This is a genomic window from Methanothermobacter crinale (genome assembly GCF_055397825.1).
This window is the reverse complement of the sequence record NZ_AP042450.1, coordinates 1,195,266-1,215,353: the sequence shown is the minus strand read 5'-3', so window position 1 is coordinate 1,215,353 and position 20,088 is coordinate 1,195,266. Positions and strand designations below refer to the sequence as shown.

The 20,088-nt window shown below is 41.3% G+C and carries 21 protein-coding genes; 12 read left to right on the top strand and 9 right to left on the bottom strand.

Annotation, left to right across the window (positions count from 1 at the left end; genetic code table 11):
• Positions 1-16: 16 nt before the first annotated feature.
• Positions 17-631 carry a DedA family protein gene (locus tag ACZ5XX_RS07000; RefSeq protein ID WP_464583849.1) on the top strand — a complete coding sequence of 205 codons (615 nt, stop codon included), beginning with the start codon at positions 17-19 and terminating at the stop codon, positions 629-631.
• Between the two features lie 5 nt (positions 632-636).
• Here ACZ5XX_RS07000 and ACZ5XX_RS06995 read toward each other — a convergent pair whose 3' ends face one another.
• A complete protein-coding gene (locus tag ACZ5XX_RS06995) occupies positions 637-1,185 on the bottom strand; it encodes a DUF483 domain-containing protein (RefSeq protein WP_464583847.1) in 549 nt (182 codons plus the stop codon).
• Positions 1,178-1,858, bottom strand: a complete 681-nt coding sequence (locus ACZ5XX_RS06990; RefSeq protein WP_464586302.1) for a 2,5-diamino-6-(ribosylamino)-4(3H)-pyrimidinone 5'-phosphate reductase — start codon at positions 1,856-1,858, stop codon at positions 1,178-1,180. The genes ACZ5XX_RS06995 and ACZ5XX_RS06990 overlap by 8 nt, the downstream gene beginning before the upstream one ends.
• A 65-nt stretch (positions 1,859-1,923) precedes the next feature.
• On the opposite strand from ACZ5XX_RS06990, the gene ACZ5XX_RS06985 reads away from it, so the two are divergent.
• Positions 1,924-2,283, top strand: coding sequence for a carboxymuconolactone decarboxylase family protein (locus tag ACZ5XX_RS06985; protein WP_464583845.1), 360 nt, complete (start codon positions 1,924-1,926; stop codon positions 2,281-2,283).
• Position 2,284: 1 nt separating this feature from the next.
• Here ACZ5XX_RS06985 and ACZ5XX_RS06980 read toward each other — a convergent pair whose 3' ends face one another.
• The 3 genes from ACZ5XX_RS06980 to mtxX all read right to left on the bottom strand — a co-directional run bounded on the left by ACZ5XX_RS06980 (position 2,285) and on the right by mtxX (position 4,530).
• Positions 2,285-2,980 carry a TatD family hydrolase gene (locus ACZ5XX_RS06980; protein ID WP_464586300.1) on the bottom strand — a complete coding sequence of 232 codons (696 nt, stop codon included), beginning with the start codon at positions 2,978-2,980 and terminating at the stop codon, positions 2,285-2,287.
• Between the two features lie 78 nt (positions 2,981-3,058).
• The gene (uppS, locus tag ACZ5XX_RS06975; RefSeq protein ID WP_464583843.1) at positions 3,059-3,826 is read right to left on the bottom strand and encodes a polyprenyl diphosphate synthase; all 768 of its coding nucleotides are present in this window, start codon (positions 3,824-3,826) and stop codon (positions 3,059-3,061) included.
• A complete protein-coding gene (gene mtxX, locus ACZ5XX_RS06970; protein ID WP_464583841.1) occupies positions 3,823-4,530 on the bottom strand; it encodes a methanogenesis marker protein Mmp4/MtxX in 708 nt (235 codons plus the stop codon). The genes uppS and mtxX overlap by 4 nt, the downstream gene beginning before the upstream one ends.
• Before the next feature lie 170 nt (positions 4,531-4,700).
• Here mtxX and ACZ5XX_RS06965 point away from each other — a divergent pair, with 170 nt between their 5' ends.
• On the top strand, positions 4,701-5,084 hold the full coding sequence (locus ACZ5XX_RS06965; RefSeq protein ID WP_464583839.1) for a hypothetical protein: 384 nt from the start codon (positions 4,701-4,703) through the stop codon (positions 5,082-5,084).
• 201 nt (positions 5,085-5,285) lie between these two features.
• Positions 5,286-5,987, top strand: coding sequence for a DUF4012 domain-containing protein (locus ACZ5XX_RS06960; protein ID WP_464583837.1), 702 nt, complete (start codon positions 5,286-5,288; stop codon positions 5,985-5,987).
• A gap of 16 nt (positions 5,988-6,003) precedes the next feature.
• Here ACZ5XX_RS06960 and hemL read toward each other — a convergent pair whose 3' ends face one another.
• The 4 genes from hemL to hisD are packed head-to-tail and all read right to left on the bottom strand — an operon-like array spanning position 6,004 to position 10,484.
• On the bottom strand, positions 6,004-7,269 hold the full coding sequence (hemL, locus tag ACZ5XX_RS06955; protein WP_464583835.1) for a glutamate-1-semialdehyde 2,1-aminomutase: 1,266 nt from the start codon (positions 7,267-7,269) through the stop codon (positions 6,004-6,006).
• Complete coding sequence (locus tag ACZ5XX_RS06950) at positions 7,270-7,896, bottom strand: cobalt-precorrin-8 methylmutase (protein WP_464586298.1); 627 nt, start codon at positions 7,894-7,896, stop codon at positions 7,270-7,272.
• A 9-nt stretch (positions 7,897-7,905) separates the two neighbouring features.
• Positions 7,906-9,204: an aspartate--tRNA(Asn) ligase gene (gene aspS / locus ACZ5XX_RS06945; RefSeq protein ID WP_464583833.1), complete on the bottom strand. Its 1,299-nt coding sequence runs from the start codon at positions 9,202-9,204 to the stop codon at positions 7,906-7,908.
• Between the two features lie 5 nt (positions 9,205-9,209).
• A complete protein-coding gene (gene hisD / locus ACZ5XX_RS06940) occupies positions 9,210-10,484 on the bottom strand; it encodes a histidinol dehydrogenase (RefSeq protein WP_464583831.1) in 1,275 nt (424 codons plus the stop codon).
• Positions 10,485-11,023: 539 nt separating this feature from the next.
• On the opposite strand from hisD, the gene ACZ5XX_RS06935 reads away from it, so the two are divergent.
• From ACZ5XX_RS06935 to ACZ5XX_RS06900, 8 genes are all read left to right on the top strand, one after another.
• On the top strand, positions 11,024-11,332 hold the full coding sequence (locus ACZ5XX_RS06935) for a UPF0058 family protein (protein ID WP_464583829.1): 309 nt from the start codon (positions 11,024-11,026) through the stop codon (positions 11,330-11,332).
• A 354-nt stretch (positions 11,333-11,686) separates the two neighbouring features.
• Positions 11,687-13,075, top strand: coding sequence for a 2,3-diphosphoglycerate synthetase (locus ACZ5XX_RS06930; protein ID WP_464583827.1), 1,389 nt, complete (start codon positions 11,687-11,689; stop codon positions 13,073-13,075).
• Between the two features lie 12 nt (positions 13,076-13,087).
• Positions 13,088-13,624: a putative ATP-dependent zinc protease gene (locus ACZ5XX_RS06925; protein ID WP_464583825.1), complete on the top strand. Its 537-nt coding sequence runs from the start codon at positions 13,088-13,090 to the stop codon at positions 13,622-13,624.
• 426 nt (positions 13,625-14,050) lie between these two features.
• Positions 14,051-15,268 carry an FprA family A-type flavoprotein gene (locus ACZ5XX_RS06920; RefSeq protein ID WP_464583823.1) on the top strand — a complete coding sequence of 406 codons (1,218 nt, stop codon included), beginning with the start codon at positions 14,051-14,053 and terminating at the stop codon, positions 15,266-15,268.
• 67 nt (positions 15,269-15,335) lie between these two features.
• Positions 15,336-15,692 carry a hypothetical protein gene (locus ACZ5XX_RS06915; RefSeq protein WP_464583821.1) on the top strand — a complete coding sequence of 119 codons (357 nt, stop codon included), beginning with the start codon at positions 15,336-15,338 and terminating at the stop codon, positions 15,690-15,692.
• 58 nt (positions 15,693-15,750) lie between these two features.
• Complete coding sequence (gene thsA, locus ACZ5XX_RS06910) at positions 15,751-17,382, top strand: thermosome subunit alpha (protein ID WP_464583819.1); 1,632 nt, start codon at positions 15,751-15,753, stop codon at positions 17,380-17,382.
• A 105-nt stretch (positions 17,383-17,487) separates the two neighbouring features.
• Positions 17,488-19,392, top strand: a complete 1,905-nt coding sequence (acs, locus tag ACZ5XX_RS06905) for an acetate--CoA ligase (RefSeq protein ID WP_464583817.1) — start codon at positions 17,488-17,490, stop codon at positions 19,390-19,392.
• Positions 19,393-19,405: 13 nt separating this feature from the next.
• Complete coding sequence (locus tag ACZ5XX_RS06900) at positions 19,406-19,999, top strand: acetate uptake transporter (RefSeq protein ID WP_464583815.1); 594 nt, start codon at positions 19,406-19,408, stop codon at positions 19,997-19,999.
• The last annotated feature ends 89 nt before the right edge of the window (positions 20,000-20,088 follow it).

The following is a 20,088-nucleotide window of genomic DNA, read 5'->3' as shown; positions in this document are numbered from 1 at the left end:
AGAGGCAAAAAGAGACATGACGCTAATATTCCTAAAATTCAGTTTTTTAGAGCATCTGAGCAATATCGTCATTGAATTTATCCAAGGAACCGGATATTTTGGCGTTTTTATATGTATGATCCTTGAGAGTGCATGCATTCCACTGCCTAGTGAGGTTATAATGCCATTCAGCGGATACGTCGCATGGAAGGGTGGTATGAGCATCCTCGGCGTTACAATCATAGGAGCTCTAGGAAACCTTATAGGTTCATTGATAGCATACATTATAGGATTTTATGGTGGCCGACCATTACTTGAAAAATATGGCAAATACATCCTTATCACAAAGAAGAAACTTGAAATGGCGGAAGAGTGGTTTGCAAAATATGGTCATGAAGCAGTTTTCATCTCCCGGGTTCTCCCTGGTATACGTACATTCATTTCATTACCTGCGGGGATAGCTGAAATGGACTTGAAAAAATTCACAATTTATACCCTCATAGGATCGATCCCATGGTGTTTCGCCTTAACATACATTGGATACACCCTTGGCCCTCACTGGCCAACCGTAAAGTCCATATTCCATATCCTAGATTATGGTGTTATCATAGGATTAGCCCTGCTCTTAATCTATATATGGAGGAAGAGGTAACCCCATTATCCTGGCTTTTTTTTGATTAGAAGTTTCTCATAATATTCATTGTAGCCTAGATGAAAGTGTGGTAATTCTCTTTTAAGTTCCTCCTCAAGTTCTAGTATCATCTGGTACTCCTCAGAGTCTACATAGGCTATCAATTTACTTTCCCATGCTCTTGGACATTTTAAACTGCAAGGTATGAAACCTGATGGTAGTATGAGTGCACAAGCCCCCTCTGGCGCGTCTAATTCTTCTAATTCTTTCAAATGATCTTTATCTATTGCGAATCTTGTCTCTTCTGAAAAACTTTTCACGCAACATTCTGGGTAACCTAGTAATCGGCCTATCTGGTAGTCGTCGCCCCGGTAAATTCCAAGTTCTGTGGATACTAGGGGATCCAAAGCGGGCCTTGCCGGGGGGTTATACTTATTCACGATTTCTATCTCCTTTTGTAGGCGGGCCATCAGTTGATTGAAATAAAATTCATCCATGCGGCAAATGCTCTTGAGACCATCTTGACATCCATCCTCTCTTAACTTGATTATTCTCTCATAGATTTCCTCAAGCAATTTGAGTATCCTCCCTTCTTATGGATCTTATAACCTTGTATTCTAGGATGAGATCCTCCCCAAGTGGGTAGTATTTTTCGAGTTTTAGTTTTATAGCATCCTTCATATAGGGTATTCCCTGGCCGCCTACTAGTGTTTTTGCCTTAACACCACCCACTATCATGGGTGCTATGCAAACCCTCACCTCATCTACGAGGCCTTCCTTGAGCATGGAGAAGTTCAAGGTTGAACCGCCTTCTAGCATTAACTTTTTTATGCCAATTTTTCCTAGTTCAGCCATTAGGGTTTTTAAGTTGACTTTATCATCACCTGCTGTGATTATCTTGGCCTTTTCTGATAATTTTTTGATTTTTTCTTCTGGGGCGCTTTTTGAAACTGCTATTATTGTTGGAGCCTCTTTGTTGAGTATTCTGGAATCTGGGGGCGTTCTTGCCTTACTGTCGACAACTATCCTTGTGGGGTTTTCTGACTTGTCCGCTTTTATCTTGTGTATTGTTAGACGGGGGTTGTCTATGAGTACTGTGTTTATCCCTACCATTATAGCGTCACATTCTCTGCGCAGTTTATGGACCCTTATCAAGTCTTCTTTTCCTGATATTTCTGAGCTTCCGGTGTGTGTTGCTATTTTACCATCGAGTGTCATGGCGGCATTTAATATGACATAAGGTTTCAACTTATTGTACACCCCCCACTTTATTATTGTTGGATGATATATTAGCCTTAGGGAGGTATAAGATTATGGAAAGGTATGAGAGGGGATTGAAGATATTGGATAGGATTCATAGGGATTCATATGAGAAACTTAAAAAAGAACTAGAGAGTATAGCCCCTGATTTCGCGCGTATAATTGCTGAGTTCCCTTATGGTGAAATATATTCCCGTGGCGTTCTTGATTTTAAAACTAGGGAGCTTATAACTATCGCCGCTTTAACAACCCTTGGTTGTGCCACTCCACAGCTTAAAAGTCATATCCATGGTGCTGTTAATGCGGGTTGCACGAAGGAGGAAATAATCGAAACTATAATACAAATGTCAGTATATGCTGGGTTTCCTGCTGCTATAAATGCTCTAATAGCAGCTAGGGAAGTCCTAGAATGATTCATATTTTGAATATCTTCTTTGCATTTTTTTCCGTTGTTCTGTCGACTTCCTGGATGCTTGTATTTTTTAGTTGGGCTATTTTCTTCACAGCTTCCTCTACAAATAATGGTTCATTCCGCTTACCCTTGAATGGGGACAAGTATGGGCTATCTGTCTCTGTTAGGATACTTTGAAGTGGCAAATCTTTGATTAGTCTCTGATGATGGTCTATGAAACATATCATAGTAGAGAATGAAAGGTAATACCCCTCTTCTATTATATTCTTTGCAGTGTTTAGGCTGCCACTATAACAATGGAATATCACATCTTCTAGTGGATGTTCTTTTAGGATTTTGAAGGCTTGTTTTTCACCGTCCCTTGCATGGATTATGAGTGGAAGCTCATATTCACTCGCAAGTTCTATGAATAATTTGAAGATCTTTTCTTGCCTTCTGCGACCTTCAAGGTCCTTTGTATGGTGGAAGTCTAATCCTGTTTCGCCAACCCCCACGGCTTTTTCTATGTTATCTTCTATCTCTTTTATGATGGTTTCTATGAGCTCGTCTCCCATCCTAGCCGCGTCTACGGGGTGTAAACCAAGTGTAGGGTATATGAAATGTTTATGTTCTTCTGATAATCTGATGGATCTTCTAACGCCCCCGAGACCGACTCCAGAATCTATGATAGCGGTTAATCCTCCCTTAGCCCTTTTTATAACCTCTTCCCTGTCCTTGTTAAACTCTTTGAAGTCTATGTGGCAGTGAATATCTATTATCCTATCAAACCCCCACTATCAGACGCCGAATCTCCTCTCACGCTTCTGATACGATCTCAGAGCCCTTAAAAAGTCCACTTTCCTAAATTCTGGCCAGAGACTGTCACAAAAGTATAATTCAGAATAAGATGATTGCCAGAGCAAGAATCCGCTCAATCTTTCCTCTCCACTAGTCCTTATGATAAGGTGGGGGTCCTCTAAACCCGCAGTATAAAGGTTATCATTTATAGTATCCTCATCGATGTCTTCTGGGTCGAGTTCACCCTCCTTAACCATCTGCGCTATCTTCCGGGTGGCCTCAACTATTTCTAGCCGCCCATCATAGCCTATTGCAATATTAAGGATCCTATCATCGTACTCTTCAGTGGCCTTTTCAGCTATTCTAATAGCTTCCTTCACGTTCTCGGGTAAGAGGTCAAGGTTGCCTACGGCTTTGATCCTCACACGATTTTCATGGATCTTCTCATTTTCAGCAACCCTTTTAAAGTTTTCCTCGAATAATCTCATAAGCCCTTCCACTTCCCTCCTGGGACGTTTGAAGTTTTCGGTGGAAAACGCATACACCGTAACGATTTCTATTCCAAGGTCTATACACCAATCTAGTACTTTTTCAAGGGTTTTAATACCTCTTTGGTGGCCTTGTATAGGATCCCTACTGCCTTGTAATCTTGAGTAGCGCCTATTGCCATCCATTATTATGGCTACGTGCCTCGGCATTTTCTCTTTTTTCAGATCTTTTAAAATGTACCATTCGTAGAGTTTATAGAGTGGCTTTAGGAGTTTCATACCCCATCCTCCTTCATATTGACAAGTTTATATGCGAATCTTAACGCTCTCTCATAGCCTTTGACAGTCTGGGCTCTAGAAGTGTCTATAAAAATAGGGTCTATCCCAAGGGTTATAGCCCCATGACTTCTAGCTGATCCAATCAACACGAGACTCCTAAATATTAGGTTACCTGTTATACCATCTGGGGCTAGAATCAGATTACGTCCATCATTTATAGCATCCTCTATCAGAATATAATAATGTTTTATATCATATTTATCTTTTATCATTGATGTTAACTTCTCGGCTTCTTTGATGGATTTATCGATTTCAAGTGCTCTCCCAATATCTTGGGGCCTGCCACCTGAAATAACTGCTATTGTAGCTTTCATTCCTATCTTTTCCATAAACCTGGAACAGTAGTCTATTATTTTTATCTTGTCATCTATTGTGAACCCCTCATCTATACCAACAGGAGCTAAAAGAAAACTGTGATCATCCAATTCTATAAAAGATGCCCTTTTAGGATCACCTATTTTCCGCAATTCTTTTATTATGGGCGCTGAATTTAAAGAACCCCTCACATACGCATCCCCAATGCCCTCATGGATCATCTTAATAAATTCATCCTCTGAATAGGATAAAAGAACTTCAAAATCCATATTATTCGCTGCTGTCTCAACATTTTTGTTTTCACCAACCCCTACTACTATAACCACCATATTGGAAGCCTCTCAAAAAAAATTTTATTCACGCCTCTAGTTATAATAGAATTTTTAATGGTATATACAAAAGGTTTATCTATAAACAATAATATAAAATAAATCCAAATACTCTCCCCCAAAATAATGATGTTTAATTTGTGGGGGGGTGTTAAGTGGGGGGGTTCCAGTTGCCAAAGGCTGGAAAGTCCGATTCTAAAGGCTATCTAGTCTGTGAAGAATGTGGAGGCTATTATAAGCTGAAGAAAGGTGAAAGCCCTTCTGATTTTGTCTCATGTGAATGTGGAGGCTCACTTCAACATTATGATTCCCTAGAAGAGGCCTACACGGAAAAACTTCAGAAAGTTGATGAAACTACCAACAGAACTTCCAAAGAGGGTGAAATTACACTTGAAAATTTGCTCGAGAAAGACTATGATAATGCTCAGAATTTTATCTCCACAGTCCAAGATAAAAGAGAGGAAATTAAGACCCATAGAACGTCCAGAGGTTCTAATTATATACTTATATCAATAGTCATCATAATCATCCTTTTAATCATTTTGATTTTCTAAATTTCCCAGACTATTAGAGGATCGCCGCTATTAAAATGGATATCAAAAAAATTTTCATGTTTTCAAAGCATATAATGACAGACAGTCCAGGATATATATTCTCCTCATGCAATTTTAGGCTTCGTATCCCCCCAATTTAACACCATAGCACAAGCTTTACTTACATAGGATTTATATAATGGGGAGGATAACATCACATCCATGAACCGGAAAATTATAATATTCATAGTAATAATCATCCTTGCAGGTACTATTCTCTCTTTTATTGTACATAAAGACTTTCAGAATGTCATGAAAGGAAAGAAGAAAGTGCTGCTCTTATGCGTTGACCCAAGCGAGCCAAGGCCGGGTATAGGAGCGGTTGACATGGCGTTCATCATAACATTAGATAATGGGGATATAACAAGTATAGAATCTATCTATCCAGGGCAGATGGCCCATCCAACGGCAACACCACCACCATCCCTAAAAGCTACGGGTGTTAAAAAATGGTACCTTCATGATGCCCTTTGGGAAAATGACACCGAGAAAGGGGCGAAGCTCGCCCAAGAAATAGTGGAATATAATACTGGTAAAAAAACAGATGTTGTAGTTATAGTAACACCAGAGGCCGTTGATGCGATCTTGGCGAGGATGGGACCAGTATATGTGGAAGGGCAAGGTCATGTTTCAGGCAATTCAATATACTTCCTAAGAGAAGAGCAGAAAACCGGATACACCCGTGGGGATGCCGTGAAATCCCTCATAAATGCCATAATAGACGCTACAAAAGATAGGGATAAATTCATGATCTTGGTGGATGAAGCTATCCAGCAAAATGCCCAGGGAAATATCATTGTAGTCCCACAAACTTCCGTTGTAGAATTCTTAACATACATCGGATTCGAAAAACTTAAACAATAAACATTGCAAAGGCACCCTATGGGGATTTCACAGCCCTTTTAATGGATTCTTCTATCACCTCTAATGTCGTGTTAAGATCTTCTTTCCTGTGAGCTGCTGAGATAAAACAGCACTCAAATTGTGAGGGTGGCACGAATACCCCACCCTTAAGTAGTCCATGAAAATACTTTTTGAATATTTCTAGGTCAGCTGTCTTGGCACTACTATAATCCTTAACTTTCCCTTGGGTGAAGTAGACTTGGAACATTGAAGATAATCCTGCCAGATAAAATTCCAAACCGTTATCCTCTAGGATATCCCTTATGCCCTTTCTTACCATTTCACCTTTCTTGTTAAGCTCCTTATAGAGATCCTCTGTCAATTCCTTGAGGGTTACTATACCCGCAGTTACCGATACAGGATTGCCATTGAATGTGCCGGCTTGATAAACATCACCTGCAGGTGATATATGTTCCATTAGTCTTCGAGGACCTGCAATGGCACCCATGGGGAATCCTCCTCCTATGATTTTCCCATAGGTTACAAGGTCTGCTGGTATATTAAAGTATTCTTGGGCACCTCCAGGGGCTATCCTGAAACCGGTGATAACTTCGTCAAATATTAAGAGTATACCATTTTCACTTGTTATTTCCCTCAAAAATCTTAGGTAGCCGTCCTCTGGTTCTATACATCCTATATTAGCCATCACAGGCTCTACTAGTATTGCTGCGATATTGTCATTCTTTTCTATTATATTTGTAACTGCTTCTTCATCATTGAAAGGCGCTAATATAGTGTTTCTTGTCGTATCTTTGGGTATGCCTGGTGAATCGGGGGTTGCTGCCGCGCCAGATCCTGGTTTTACCAATACATAATCATGGGCTCCATGATATGCACCCTCAAACTTGATTATTTTATCCTTGCCAGTGAATGCCCTTGCAAGCCTTATCGCGGCCATTGTAGCCTCTGTACCCGAATTTACAAACCTTATCATCTCAACGGACGGAACCCTTTCTATGACAAGTTTTGCAAGTTCCAATTCCGCCCTGGTTGGCGTGCCATACGTGCTGCCCTTTTTAATTTGTTCGCAGACTGCACTTGTAACCTTCTCTGGAGCGTGTCCAAGGATGAGGGGACCATAGGCTAGACAATAATCTATGTAACGGTTACCATCCATGTCATAGAGCATGCACCCTTCACCCTTATTGGCGAAGAAGGGGTATGGTTCGAATCTTCTTACTGGTGAGCTCACACCACCAGGCAGGACTTCAAGGGCTTCTTTAAACAAGTTCTCTGATATCATCTAATATTCCTCCCCTTTTTTTGTGAGGTTTATTAAGGCGTTTGCGGCCGCCACTGCAACTGGCGTCCCACCCTTCGGACCAGAAGTTGTAAGGTAGGGTATGTTTGTTCTTGTGAGGAGTTTTTTGGATTCAGCGGCGCCTACAAAACCAACAGGCACTCCTATTATAGATTTAACACCCATACCACTCTTTGTCAATTTTATCACCTTTAGGAGTGCGGTTGGCGCATTACCCACTATCACAACCCCATTGAAGTCCTTTGAGGCCGCGTATTCCATTGCAGCGGCTGCTCTAGTCATGTTTTTATCCTTAGCCCTCTTTATAACATTTGGATGATTTATATAACATTTGATTTTTCCATCATAGGATATTCCCGCTTTCACCATCTCAACATCTACTAGTATATCTTCGAGGTCTCTTAGGACTTTTATGGTCTTGGGTATGAAATCTTGGCTCATCCTAGTGATATCAGCATATTCTGGGTCGGCTGTGGAGTGAACTATCCTCTCTATGATCGCAGCTTCCTCTGGGGATAACCCTTCTATCTTGTCTTTTATAAGCTTTTTCACTATCTTCCTACTTTTTTCAGCGATTTTTTTTCCTTCTTTTGTGGAGGCGCCCATCATCAAATCACTTTATGGGGTTAATCTTCTCCTATCCCTTGGGAATAATACGGTTTCTCTAATATTTTTGATATCTAATAGTGCCATGGTGAATCTCTCAGCTCCAAGACCCCAACCTGCATGTGGCGGCATGCCATATTTGAAGGCTGAAAGATAACTTTTGAATGATATGGGGTTTAATCCTTGTCTTTTAATCCTTTCAACTAGGAGGTCGTGTTCATGGACTCTCATGGCACCGGAGGATACTTCAAGGTCCCTGTACATGAGGTCGAAGGCGTAACTCTTGTTTGGATCATCCTCCTTCGGCATTACATAGAATGGTTTTATATTCGTTGGCCAAGATTTTATAAAATAATACCCAGGCATTGTCTCGCCCAGGGCTTTTTCAGCGGCCCTTGAGAGGTCTTCCCCATGTTTGAGGTGGACTCCACTTGAGTTGACTATTTCCACGACTTCTTCATATTCTAGTCTCTCGAATGGTAGTTTTGGGGTTTCAAGTTCTCTGCCTAGGATTTCGAGTTCGTCCTTGCAATGTCTCTTGACGTCTTTTATGACCTTTACGATGAGTTTTTCGAGTATTTTCATGACATCTTCATGGTTCATGAAAGCCGCTTCTATATCAATGGATATGACCTCGTTTAAGTGTCTGGGGGTGTCATGTTCTTCTGCTCTGAATATGGGTGCTATTTCATAAACTTTGTCGAGGCCGCTTGCCATCATCATCTGTTTGTAAAGTTGTGGGCTTTGGCCTAGGAAGGCTTCCCTTTCGAAGTATGTTATGGGGAATAGTTCTGTACCGCCTTCGGTTGCTGAAGCAACCAACTTAGGAGTGTTTATCTCAATAAAACCTTCCTTTTCGAGGAAAACCCTCACAAAGTGTAGCATTTTGCTTTTTATCTTGAATATTGCGCTTATCTCGGGTCTTCTAAGGTCTAGGAATCTTGAGTCTAGTCTTGTGTCAAGTTCGGCTTTAACTTTCCCTGTGGGATCAAGTGGTAATGGTTGCTGTGATTCGGCCAGGACTTTTACATTGGAGGGTATTATTTCAACGCCTCTTGGAGCTTTGGGGGATTTTTTGACCGTCCCCTGGACTTCTATAACATATTCTTTTTTCAGTTTTCTTAATTTTTTGAAAAGTTCTTTTGATGTTTTTTTACTTGGAGCAGTGACTTGTATTATGCCTTCCCTGTCCCTGAGTAGTATGAATATTATCCCTCCAAGGTCTCTTATTTCATGCACCCAGCCCATGAGGATAGTCTGGGATCCGTCAAGTGATGGTATGATTTCCTTTGAATATCTCCTATCAAGCATAGTTGTCACCTCATAAGTCTCTTTTTAAAGGATTCAGCATGTGCGTAGAGTCCTTCGTATTCTGCGAGTGGAATTACAATATCTTCGAGGGTCTTAAGACCCTCCTCTGATAATATCTGTACTGTGGGTTTTTTCAGGAAGGATTCTGTTGATAATCCTGAGTACATTCTTGCACATCCACTGGTGGGCAGTACATGGTTAGTCCCCGAACCATAATCTCCCGCAGAAACTGATGTTAATTCCCCAAGGAATATGGACCCCGCATTTTCAATCTCATCTAATAAAATCTCAGGGGCCTTGGTCATTATTATAAGGTGCTCAGGGGCATATTCATTACTGAAATAAACGGCCTCCTCAAGATCATCTACGATGATTATCCTACCATACTCTTCAAGGGACTTTCTTATAATCTCGCCCCTTTTAGCATATTTAATCTTATCCTCTAGGATATTATAAACTTTCTCTCCAAGACTCCTTGATGGTGTTACAAGTACTGAGGCCGCCTCTGGGTCGTGTTCGGCTTGGGCGATCATCTCCACCGCCACATATTCCGGGTTAGCTTCTTCATCAGCTATTATAAGAACCTCTGAAGGGCCTGCGATAAAATCAATGTCTACATCCCCATAGACCAATTTCTTAGCTGCTGCCACGAATATGTTGCCAGGTCCTACTATCTTGTCAACAGGGTCTATGGTTTCAGTTCCATAGGCCATGGCGGCTATGGCCTGAACACCCCCGACTTTGTATATTTCATCTGCCCCTGCCATGTCAGCTGCTACGAGTGTGGCTTCATTCACTGTTCCGTCCTTGCCTGGTGGGGTGCAGCAGATTATCCTTTTAACTCCAGCGATTTTGGCGGGTATTATTGTCATGAGGGCTGTGGAAGGATAAACTGCTCTCCCTCCTGGTATGTAGCAGCCCACGTTCTTAATTGCTCTTATAATTTGACCTCCGATTATACCCTTGTTTATCTTCTTTAGCCATTGGTTTGGGAGTTGTAGTTTGTGGAATTTTTCGATGTTCGCAGCTGCCATATCCAATGCGTTTTTCACACTTTCATCTATTTGCTTATAGCTTTCCTCTATTTCTTCTCCTGTAACTTTGAAGTTTTTGATGTCCGCGCCATCGAATTTCTTTGTGAATTTCCTGAGGGCTTCATCACCATCTTTCCTAACCTCGTCAATTATGGTTTTAACAGGTTCCGTCACATTATCAATATTTGGTGATGATCTTTTCACAAGTTCTTTGATCATATGAGCTTTGAATTCTATGATCTGCATATTATCACAAAGATTAATTTTATCAGATGTTAGTTTAAATACACATAGGTTCTGGGAAGCTGGATCTTAATCACCCCCATGGAAAAAGGATCTTCCACCATTTCATGGGCATTGTACAGCTGCCCCAATCTGAAAACGGGGATAAACCCTTCTAAAATTTTCTGGTGAAGTGAATGAAAGTTTTTCACAAGTATTTTGCATGTTTTAAATGGTGGAGGCACGTGCTCATTAAATCGAATCGGACTGGGGGATGTTGACAGATCATTTGGAGTTTTCTATCTAAGTGCATTCTTTTTGGGTTCTAGGCTGGGTTTGACTCAGCTTTAGAGAGTATGTTAAAAAATTTCTCAGAAAATCAGGCCTAGTTTCTCCTCCCTTTACACAAGGTATATAAAAGAAGAAAATAGTATATATAAATCAAGGTTATATTAAAGAAATTTGGGGGGGGTGTATCAGGGATTATTTTCTGATTCTTTAACATTAGTTTTATATAATCAAGATGACTACTCTAATATCGGAGGGAGTCGAGGCTGGTGCCCATGTATAAGGATGAAATGATACAACTACATCAATTTCTAGTATATATCCTAAAATACCTTGAAAATGGTTATGACATAGAAAAGGAATGTGAGAAGTATTTTTCACTTAACATAAGCCCTCATCACATCCATCGGACAAAGGCGGAACACAAATATGCTATTTTTGTACTTTCAACAGCCATCTCAGAAATACTTGCAAAACAGGGAAATGACACACTACCACCAAACATCGTGAATGGCTTGTCAGAGCTCGCTAAAAGATCAAAAAAGGAGCTTGCAAGGATGGAGGCTAACATAGAAGCCAAGTAAACTAACTCCCCAAGTATTTTAAGGCGGCACGTTAAAGAGATCAGAGACATCTCACACAACAGAAATCTCAATCCTCTTTTTTAAAACACCCCAAGAGATAGTCTATATCTTCTAGTATAAACTCATGATTCAGAAATTAGTGAAATACCCCCACTTTATAGGCTTTTTCTGCTTCAGTGAGAAGACCTGCACCTTCAAATGCGTTCAGATCTCTCCCAATTCCACATCCTGAAGTATAGTCTTGTATTTATTCCTTTCATGTACCCTCCTGTGTGGGGGTTTAGCAGCGGCAAATATTAAATATTGAAATATTAACATCTAAACATTAAAAATCAGCAGAAGGTGTCGAAGAAAATGAAAGCTATGGAAAATATTATTTGTCTCGTTGATGGTGAACATTATCTCCCAGTCACAAAGGCCGCGGTTGAAACCCTTGATTGTATCGAACACGTAGATGTTAAAGCCCTTGTATTCATAGGGGGTACTGAGAAACTTAAAACATCTTCTCCAGAAGAATATGCTAAAATAATGGAAAAACCGGTCTATTTTGGTGAGGACCCTCATAAAATCCCCTATGATCTCATAAGAAAGATTATAAGAAAATATGATGCAGATGTTGTCATGGACTTAAGTGACGAACCAGTGCTCGACTATTCCAAAAGGTTTAATATAGCAACCATAGTATTAGAAGAAGGTGTAATCTACAGAGGCCCTGATTTTGAGTTCCAACCACTCACAGAATATGATGTCCTTGAAAAACCATCAATTAAAATACTGGGAACAGGCAAAAGGATAGGTAAAACAGCAGTATCCGCATACGCCGCCCGCCTAATCCATGAAAAAGATTATAATCCATGTGTTGTTGCAATGGGCCGTGGAGGCCCAGAGGAACCAGAGATAGTCCGCGGAGATAAAATAAGCATAACACCAGAATATTTAATAGAACAAGTATACAAGGGCGTGCACGCCGCATCAGACCATTGGGAGGACGCGCTCATGAGCAGAATATTAACAATAGGATGCAGAAGATGCGGTGGAGGCATGGTAGGTGACGTATTCATAACAAATGCAAAACGTGGCGCTGAAATCGCGAATGAAGTAGACGCAGACTTCGTTATCATGGAAGGTAGCGGAGCCGCCATACCACCAGTAAAAACAAACAAGCATATTGTCATAGTAGGTGCAAACCAGCCCATGATAAACATCAAAAAGTTCTTCGGACCATATAGAATCAAACTAGCAGACCTGGTCATCTTGACCATGTGTGAAGAGCCAATGGCCACAAAAAAGAAAATAAAGGATATAAAAGAATTCATTCATGAAATAAACCCTGATACAAAGGTCATCCCCACCATATTCAGGCCCAAACCGCTTCAAGATATAAAAGACAAGAACGTGTTATTCGCCACAACAGCACCAAAATCCATAATGGACGTGCTCGTAGCATACCTCGAAGACAAATACAATTGTAATATAGTTGGTACAACAACCCACCTTTCAAACAGGCCCCTACTCCAAAAGGACATAGAAAAATATATAGATAAGGCCGAGGTCATGTTAACAGAGCTGAAGGCAGCAGCAGTAGATGTAGCGACAAAGGACGCGCTAGAAGCCGGCTTGGACGTGGTATACTCTGATAACATACCCATTGTAGTGGATGAATCCCCCGAAGATCTTGACAAAGCCATAATAGAAGTTGTTGACGCGGCCATCGACGACTTTTACACCCGCCTCACCCCATAATCCCCTTATGGGATGATATACGTGGAATACCAGCACCTTAAAAAACTCCTAAAGTTCACCTTAAATGAAAAAAAGATCATGAAAAGGCTGAAAATCCCACAAGACGCTTTCATACCCCTCCTATTTTCCATGCGCTTTGGTGGGGATTGGAGTTTTGTGAAAAATTCTGAAAAGTTCATGGCAGTGAAAGAAAAAATCACAAAATACGATGAAAATAAAAAGATTGGCCGCACCATAGAAATCGTATACCTTTTCCTAAATCCAAGGATACTCAAAGAAGAAGGAACAATTTATAGGCTGGAAAAATGTGGAGAAAAGGGTGAAAGAGAGCTTGTTAAAAGACCATATAGGGTTGTGGTAGAAGCTGATTATATTATAAAAGCGAGCCTAGACCCCCTAGACCTTAAGATAAAACTTAAAAAGATAAAGGAACCCGTCAAATTTGAAGGCTCCGGAGCCTACGGAGCATCCCACGAAATGGAACACCTCTCAAAAGGTCGGATCAGTGGAAGACCGTTCTGGGAGTTCAAATACGAAATCGAAGAATAGAATTAAAAAAGTTCAAGACATTAGCAGTCACTACAAAAAAATTTACTCATACAATGCAGAAGCCATCCACCACCCCCCCAGATAAGATTGCCAAATATACTGATAAACCCCCATGAATTAGCTCATACCCAGAGGATATCAGCATTATTGCCACCTCACAAGAGGACATGCACCTAAATATTGAAATGCCTTTTTCTGGGATCGCTCTCGTGGAATTTTGAAACATGCTGCGGTTTCGGTGCCCCTTTAATTCAATAAATTTATGCAGGCAAGTACACATAATAGAAGGTTGCCTATTCTACACAATACAAGTATAAGAAAGTGAAATAGGCATTAAAAATCACATATAAACGTTTTTTTCCCAGTGCAACCGCCCCCAATTAAAGGTTAATATAACTTCAATCATATTAATATTGGTGTATTAACATGAAGGCTGATGCTGTGAAAATTGCAGATAGGGTCTATTGGGTTGGAGTTTTGGACTGGGATATTAGAAGCTACCATGGTTACACCCTTAAAGGTACAACCTACAATGTTTACCTTGTATTCGGGGAAGAGAAGGTTGCTCTTATAGATAACACATACCCTGGGACCTCTGCACAGATGATGGCGAGAATAAACGATGCTCTCCAGAAAGAGGGAAGGGACAAGATTGATATAGTAATACAAAACCACATCGAGAGGGATCATAGCGGGTCGCTACTAGAGGTTTTGAAAAAATATAATATTCCCATTTACTGCACCGGGAAAGCAGCAGAAGGATTGAAGAAACACTACCCACCCCTAGTGGACGCTAAGATAGAGATAGTCCGGACGGGTGACAGCCTAGATCTTGGCGGTAAAAGTTTCATGTTCCTCGAGGCGCCCATGCTCCACTGGCCTGATAGCATGTTCACATTCCTATCCGAGGATGGTATACTCTTCTCTAATGACGCCTTCGGACAACATTTATGCTCCAATAGACGCTTTGACAATGATATCGATGATTATATTATAATGGATGCTGCGAGGAAATTCTATGCAAATCTTATAACACCATTATCACCATTGGTGTTGAGAAAATTCAAAGAACTGGAAGATCTCGGACTTCTTGACAGGATAAAGATGATAGCACCATCCCATGGACAAATATGGACTAAACCAGAGAAGATCATAAACGCATACAAGAATTGGGCCACTGGAAAATGCGAGGACAAGATCACGATAATATATGATACCATGCATTGCTCCACCCAAAAATTGGCGCACGCCCTTGCAGAAGGGGCTATGAGTGAAGAAGTAGACGTTTCCATGTACTTCCTCCATGAAGACGAAAGAAGTGAAATAGTAAAGGACATACTTGGAAGTAAAGCCATATTTATAGGGAGTCCCACGATTTTTAACGGGCCATTCCCAAGCCTCGGAGACCTTATATATTATCTGAGGGGCCTTGCATTTGACAGAACAGGCTTCAGGAGACTTGCGGTCATTTTCGGTTCTAAAGGTTGGGGTGGTGGCGCGGTTAACAGCCTCAAACAGGAGCTCTCAAAGGCGGGATTTGACGTGTTCGCCACCATAGAAGTGGATTATGTGCCATCGGAAGAGGATCTGGTTAAATGCTATGATGTGGCTAAGTCAACAGCTTCTAGGATAAAATCATTATAGGATGATTAAAGTGGAGAAGATGGTTTTAAGGGGGGATTTATCCCCAGAGGATAAGTTGTTGGCGTGTTTGTTCTGGACTGTGCGTAAAACCATCCGAGAAGAGGGATGCGCCCCTTTGAGGGTAACTAGGATTGAAACGTCAACAAGAACTTATAAACCTCAAAGAAGGAAGTTATTAAAGCTTTCCCCCATCTTATTCGATGATATAAGAAATGATATGAGAAATGGTAGGATTGTTTCCTTTGAATTATTTATTGGTGAAGAAGTTCTAAGGGTTTATATAGATGATAAATCATTTGCTGTTTCCTCAAAGAAGTCAAAGTATCTTGAGAGGGAGATAACCAATAAGATAGTGGAGGAGATGAAAAGAAAAGGACCTGATTTTTGCCAAACATTCACAACGAGAATCATGACAAGTGGGTAAAGTATTTATAGAACCCCTAACCCATGGATAATTGCAAATATTATATTGAGGTGATTACATGGCACAGTTAACTGGTTCACAACCAATAATAATACTACCAAAAGGAACTACAAGATACGTGGGAAAAGAAGCCCAGAGGATGAACATACTAGCAGGCAGAATATTAGCAGATACCATTAGAACAACTTTAGGCCCTAAGGGAATGGATAAGATGCTTGTAGACTCCCTAGGGGATATTGTGGTAACAAATGATGGTGTCACAATCCTAAAAGAGATGGACATAGCCCATCCAGCCGCTAAAATGCTGGTAGAAGTTGCTAAAACACAAGAAGACGAGGTAGGGGATGGGACAACAACAGCAGTCATAATAACTGGAGAACTTCTCAAGAAGGCAGAAGAACTCTTGGAAATGGGTGTGCATCCAACAATAATAGTACAAGGTTACAGGCAAGCTGTCAAAAAAGCTCAAGAAATCCTAGATTTTATAGCAATAAATGCAAGGGACCGGGACACATTAATAAAGGTCGCAATGACGGCGATGACGGGAAAAGGAGCCGAAAAGGCGAGGGAAACATTAGCAGAGTTAGTTGTGGATGCAATACTCCAGGTTGAAGATAATGGGGAAATAGACAAGGACAATATAAACATCCAGAGAATACTTGGAGGATCAATCGACGATTCCATGATAGTTAATGGAATAGCAATCGACAAGGGGAGAGCAGACCATGCAATGCCAAAACGTGTTGAAAACGCCAAGATAGCACTCCTAAAATATCCAATAGAAGTCAAAGAACTTGAAACAGACGCAAAAATACGGCTAACTGATCCTTCACAGATGCAAGCCTTCATCGAACAAGAAGAAAAAATGATAAAGGACATGGTCCAAAAAATCATAGATTCCGGGGCTAACGTACTATTCTGTCAGAAGGGTATTGATGATCTTGCACTCCATTACCTTTCACGTGAAGGTATATATGCCCTCAAAAGAGTTAGAAAATCAGACATGAAACGTCTTGAGAGAGCCACCGGTGCTAAACTAGTAACTAACATCGAGGATCTTACAGAAGAAGATCTTGGTGAAGCTGGCGTAGTATATGAAAAGAAAATCTTTGACGAGCTTTTAACCTTCGTAGAAGATTGTAAGGATCCCAAGGCATTATCCATAATCCTAAGGGGTAGCACAAGACAAGTCGCAGAAGAAGTGGAAAGGGCTGTGGAAGACGCTATTGGTGTTGTTTCGGCGACAGTTGAGGATGGGAAGGTTGTTGCTGGTGGTGGAGCTCCTGAGGTTGAGATTGCTAAGAGGCTTAAGGATTATAGTGAGTCTATTAGTGGCAGGGAGCAGTTGGCTGTGGCTGCTTTTGCAGAGGCCCTTGAGGTTGTTCCTAAGACTTTGGCTGAGAATGCTGGTCTTGACAGTATTGACACTCTCGTAGATTTAAGAGCGGCTCATGAAGAGTCACCATACATGGGTTTAAATGTTTTTGAGGGTGAAGTGGTTGACATGAAAGAGGCAGGAGTACTAGAACCGCACAGAGTCAAGAAACAGGCTATACAGTCAGCTGCGGAAGCAGCAGAGATGATACTAAGAATCGATGATATGATAGCTGCAAAGGGCTTTGAAGTTTCAAAGAAGGAATCTGAAGAAGGAGGTGGAATGGAGGGCATGGGCGGAATGCCACCAATGTAATATTATTTTTTTAAAAAATCATATTTATCATGATTAATCAGTAAAGTTTATATAGTGGGTGCATCCTAAAAAAACAAATGAAAAAAACAAAATGGTGGCAGAAAAATGTCCGAGGATACCACTGTTCTCCTAGAAGAAAAAAGGGTCTTCAAACCCAACTACAAAATCGTGGAAGAAGCCCACATAAAAAACTGGGAGGCAGAGTTAGAAAAAGGAAAAAACATCGAAAAATATTGGGCAGAAAAAGCCAAAGAACTCGAATGGTTCCAAAAATGGGACAAAGTCTTAGATGACAGCAACAAACCATTCTACAAATGGTTCACCAACGGCAAAATAAACATGACCTACAACGCAGTAGACCGATGGATACACACCCCCAAAAGAAACCAAGTCGCAATACTCTACGTAAACGAAAGAGGAGACGAAGAAAAGCTAACATATTACGAACTATACCGTCAAGTAAACAAAATGGCCAACGCACTCAAAAGCCTAGGAATAAAAAAAGGAGACGTCGTCGCACTATACATGCCAATGTGCCCAGAAGCAGTCATAACAATGCTAGCATGTGCAAAAATAGGAGCACCACACACAGTAATCTACTCAGGTCTCAGCGTAGGAGCACTAGTAGAAAGAGTAAACGACGCAAAAGCCAAAATAATAGTCACAGCAGACGGAACCTACAGACGAGGCAAGGTCATCGAACTCAAAAAAATAGTCGACGAAGCAGTCTTACGCTGCCCAACAGTCCAAACAACAGTCATCCTAGAACACACGGGAATACCAATAGAACTATCAGATATAAGCGGAAAAGAAGTCCTATTCGATAGTATAATAGAAGGAGAAGACGCTAAATGTGAAGCAGAGATAATGGACGCCGAAGACCCACTATTCATACTCTACACCTCAGGGACCACAGGCAAACCAAAGGGTGTAGTCCACACAACAGGAGGGTACATGGTAGGAACAGCAACCACGACCAAAATGGTATTTGACATACACGACGATGACATATTCTGGTGCACAGCAGACATAGGATGGATAACAGGCCACAGCTACATAGTATACGGACCACTGCTCGTAGGCACAACAACAGTAGTATACGAGGGCGCCCCAGATTATCCAGACCCGGGAATCTGGTGGAAGATAATAGAAGAACACGGTATAACAAAATTCTACACCGCACCCACAGCAATAAGACACCTAATGAGATTCGGCGAAAAATACCCCAGACTCTACGATCTATCCAGCCTGAAAATACTAGGAAGTGTCGGAGAACCAATAAACCCAGAAGCATGGATATGGTACCACAAAAACATCGGCAGAGAAAAATGTCCAATAATGGACACATGGTGGCAAACCGAAACAGGAATGCACCTCATATCACCGCTTCCAGTAACACCATTAAAACCAGGATCAGTAACTCGGCCACTCCCAGGAATCGAAGCAGAAGTCGTTGACAAGGACGGCAAACCAGTACCCCCAGGAAAAGGAGGGTATCTCGTAATCAAAACACCATGGCCCGCCATGCTAAGAACCCTCTACAAGGATGAAAAACGCTACATTGAAACCTACTGGGAAAACATACCAGGAGGCGTGTATACAACAGGTGACATGGCCCGCATGGACGAAGACGGATACATATGGATACAAGGAAGGTCAGATGACGTGCTAAACATAGCAGGACACAGGGTAGGGACCGCAGAAGTTGAATCAGCTTTCGTATCCCACCCAGCAGTCGCTGAAGCAGCCGTAATAGGAAAATCAGACCCCGTCAAAGGGGAAGTTATCAAAGCTTTCCTCATACTCAAAAAAGGCCATAACCTAAACACGGCCTTAATAGAGGATCTTAAAAGGCATGTAAGACACGAACTAGGACCCGTAGCAGTCATTGGAGAGATGGTCCAAGTCGATAAACTCCCAAAAACAAGAAGTGGTAAAATAATGAGGAGGATACTCCGAGCCAAAGAAGAAGGACTAGAACTAGGAGACACCTCTACACTAGAAGAATAAAAGGTGAAAAATTATGGGACAAGAAACCGTGAGTATAGTTGATAAAACAGCGAACCCGGCTCCACTAGGACTGCTGGGCTTCGGGATGACCACAGTCCTATTAAATGTGCATAACGCTGGGTTAATACCCATAACAAGCATGATACTCGCCATGGGATTCGCCTATGGTGGGATAGCCCAGATATTGGCATGTGCAATGGAATATAAGAAGGGTAACACTTTCGCAACACTCGCCTTCGGATCCTATGGACTATTCTGGTGGTCACTAGTATTCCTATTAATGGTGCCCCAGCTAACCATCCTTAAAACTATGGGCACACCAGTCCAGGCTGCTGATCCAGCTTCACTGGCAGCATACTTATTCATGTGGGGGCTGTTCACCCTTATAATGTTTATAGCAACCCTAAAGTTAAACAGAGGCCTTCAAGTGATATTCATAAGCCTAGCGATACTATTCTTCCTACTTACCATCGGCGAACTAACAGGATCTAAGCTCATAACAATGATAGCAGGATATGAGGGTATATTCACAGGTGCAAGCGCGATCTATGTGGGACTGGGTGAAGTTATAAACGAAGTCTATGGAAGGGACATCGTACCACTCTAAAGTCCCACAACATTTTTATTTTTTGATCCCCTCATTTTCTTGGATGTTCATCCAGTAAATAGCCTAATTCTATAATCCGCAATGAAACA

Bases quoted from the DNA above. Each gene is read 5' to 3' on its own strand.
- ACZ5XX_RS07000 (WP_464583849.1), top strand. From the start codon at position 17: ATGACGCTAATATTCCTAAAATTCAGTTTTTTAGAGCATCTGAGCAAT.
- ACZ5XX_RS06985 (WP_464583845.1), top strand. From the start codon at position 1,924: ATGGAAAGGTATGAGAGGGGATTGAAGATATTGGATAGGATTCATAGG.
- uppS (WP_464583843.1), bottom strand. From the start codon at position 3,826: ATGAAACTCCTAAAGCCACTCTATAAACTCTACGAATGGTACATTTTA.
- mtxX (WP_464583841.1), bottom strand. From the start codon at position 4,530: ATGGTGGTTATAGTAGTAGGGGTTGGTGAAAACAAAAATGTTGAGACA.
- ACZ5XX_RS06960 (WP_464583837.1), top strand. From the start codon at position 5,286: ATGAACCGGAAAATTATAATATTCATAGTAATAATCATCCTTGCAGGT.
- hemL (WP_464583835.1), bottom strand. From the start codon at position 7,269: ATGATATCAGAGAACTTGTTTAAAGAAGCCCTTGAAGTCCTGCCTGGT.
- ACZ5XX_RS06950 (WP_464586298.1), bottom strand. From the start codon at position 7,896: ATGATGGGCGCCTCCACAAAAGAAGGAAAAAAAATCGCTGAAAAAAGT.
- aspS (WP_464583833.1), bottom strand. From the start codon at position 9,204: ATGCTTGATAGGAGATATTCAAAGGAAATCATACCATCACTTGACGGA.
- hisD (WP_464583831.1), bottom strand. From the start codon at position 10,484: ATGCAGATCATAGAATTCAAAGCTCATATGATCAAAGAACTTGTGAAA.
- ACZ5XX_RS06935 (WP_464583829.1), top strand. From the start codon at position 11,024: ATGTATAAGGATGAAATGATACAACTACATCAATTTCTAGTATATATC.
- ACZ5XX_RS06930 (WP_464583827.1), top strand. From the start codon at position 11,687: ATGAAAGCTATGGAAAATATTATTTGTCTCGTTGATGGTGAACATTAT.
- ACZ5XX_RS06925 (WP_464583825.1), top strand. From the start codon at position 13,088: ATGATATACGTGGAATACCAGCACCTTAAAAAACTCCTAAAGTTCACC.
- ACZ5XX_RS06920 (WP_464583823.1), top strand. From the start codon at position 14,051: ATGAAGGCTGATGCTGTGAAAATTGCAGATAGGGTCTATTGGGTTGGA.
- thsA (WP_464583819.1), top strand. From the start codon at position 15,751: ATGGCACAGTTAACTGGTTCACAACCAATAATAATACTACCAAAAGGA.
- acs (WP_464583817.1), top strand. From the start codon at position 17,488: ATGTCCGAGGATACCACTGTTCTCCTAGAAGAAAAAAGGGTCTTCAAA.
- ACZ5XX_RS06900 (WP_464583815.1), top strand. From the start codon at position 19,406: ATGGGACAAGAAACCGTGAGTATAGTTGATAAAACAGCGAACCCGGCT.